Source organism: Pedobacter sp. 01T416_2, from assembly GCF_056398925.1.
The window spans coordinates 1-1767 of sequence record NZ_JBFTQI010001006.1 but is presented as its reverse complement, the minus strand read 5'-3'; the positions used below and the strand labels follow the sequence as shown (position 1 = coordinate 1767).

Sequence of the window (1767 nt, the reverse complement as noted above, 5' to 3'; positions counted from 1 at the left end):
CACCTAATGTAGCGGGCTGGCCTGGCGGACAAAGCTGGATTGATAGTTCATCATTAATGTTAAGGATGCGCATTCCTTCGCTTGTTTTAAATGACGGGGAAATCGATTTCAGCGGCAAAGCAGATCCTGAAGACGAAGCTGTAATTGCCTTAAGCAGAACAGCTACCACCAATGCAAATGCCAACATGAAACCAAAATCGTACGTAAACGCAAATGCAGACTGGCCTAAATTTTTAGATACTTTACCAAAAGGATTAACGCCACTGGAACTTACCGAGTTTTTATTGCAACCGAAATTAAATGCCAAAATAACAACGATGGTAAGCGATAATAAAGGATTGCGAAGTACTGCAGTCGAAATTACCAGTATGCCAGAGTATCAGTTGTGTTAATAGTCAATGGTTGATGGTCCAATAGCCAATTAGCTGAACACCCAAACCAATGAACTATTGACGAATGAACATTGAACCAAAATATTAACAAGATGAACAGAAGAAATTTTTTAAGAAATACAGGATTTGTTGCAGCAGGTTCGCTATTTGTTCCCGCTTTTATGAAACCGCTTGAGGCCATGGCGCTTGATGAGCTGAGCCTATACAAAAACCTAGTTGTGGTACAGCTTTCTGGTGGAAATGACGGTTTAAATACGGTTATTCCCTTTGGAAACGATATTTACTACCAAAAAAGAAAAAGTATTGCCATTAAACCTGAAGAGGTAATTAAATTGAACGACATGCAGGGGCTAAATCCGAACATGGCGGCCCTGCAAGAAATTTATGATCAAGGCTGGATGACCATCATCAACGATGTTGGCTACCCCAATCCAGATCGCTCGCATTTCCGTTCGATGGATATCTGGCAAACGGGTAGCGATAGCAATCAATTCCTATCAACCGGATGGATTGGCCGTTATTTAGATAGCAATTGCCAAACCTGCAAATTCCCTTATACTGCGATAGAAGTAGACGACTCGCTTTCTCTGGCCATGAAAGGGCAAACCAAAAAAGGAATTGCATTAAAAGATCCCGCAGCTTTGTTCCGTAATACAAACGATCCCTTTTTTAAGGCCATGCTGCAGAATGATAAGGAACATTTAGATGAAGATAATTTAGGTTATTTATATAAAACCATGATCGAAACTTCATCCTCTGCCAGTTATATCCAGAATACTTCCAAAATTTATCAGTCGAAATCTACTTACCCTACTTCGGGTTTTGCAAACCAATTGAAAACGGTTTCTAAATTTATTTCTTCGGGATTAAAAACAAGGGTTTATTATGTATCCTTAAGTGGTTTTGATACCCACGTAAATCAGATTGGTCAACAAGGTAATCTGCTTAAACAATATAGTGAAGGTATGGCTGCTTTTTTGAAAGATCTAAAATCGAACAATAAATTGGAGGATACCTTGGTAATTACCTTCTCCGAATTTGGCCGCAGGGTTGAACAAAACGCCAGTAACGGCACCGACCACGGAACGGCAAATAATATGTTTGTTTTTGGCGGAAAATTAAAGAAACAAGGGATTTTTAATGCTGCGCCTAATTTAAGTGATCTGGATACAGGCGATTTAAAATATCAATTGGATTTCAGACAGGTTTATGGTACCATTTTAGATAAATGGCTGGATGTAAATAATGCTGATATTCTGAATAAAAAGTTTAATACGCTCGATTTTATATAGATCTTACAAGAAGTCAAGTTTCATAGCAGGTTGTTTATTCAACTTGACTTCTTTATTATCTATTTCCTTTTTAACACATAAAC

The 1767-nt window shown here is 38.3% G+C and carries 1 protein-coding gene and 1 pseudogene; both read left to right on the top strand.

The genetic code is table 11. The annotated features are described in order from the left end of the window. Positions 1-392 (top strand): annotated as a pseudogene (locus tag AC1DPQ_RS26755) (DUF1800 domain-containing protein); the annotation flags it as partial. A gap of 92 nt (positions 393-484) precedes the next feature. After that, complete coding sequence (locus tag AC1DPQ_RS26750) at positions 485-1684, top strand: DUF1501 domain-containing protein (RefSeq protein ID WP_029278263.1); 1200 nt, start codon at positions 485-487, stop codon at positions 1682-1684. Positions 1685-1767: the final 83 nt, after the last annotated feature.

Bases quoted from the DNA above. Each gene is read 5' to 3' on its own strand.
- AC1DPQ_RS26750 (WP_029278263.1), top strand. From the start codon at position 485: ATGAACAGAAGAAATTTTTTAAGAAATACAGGATTTGTTGCAGCAGGT.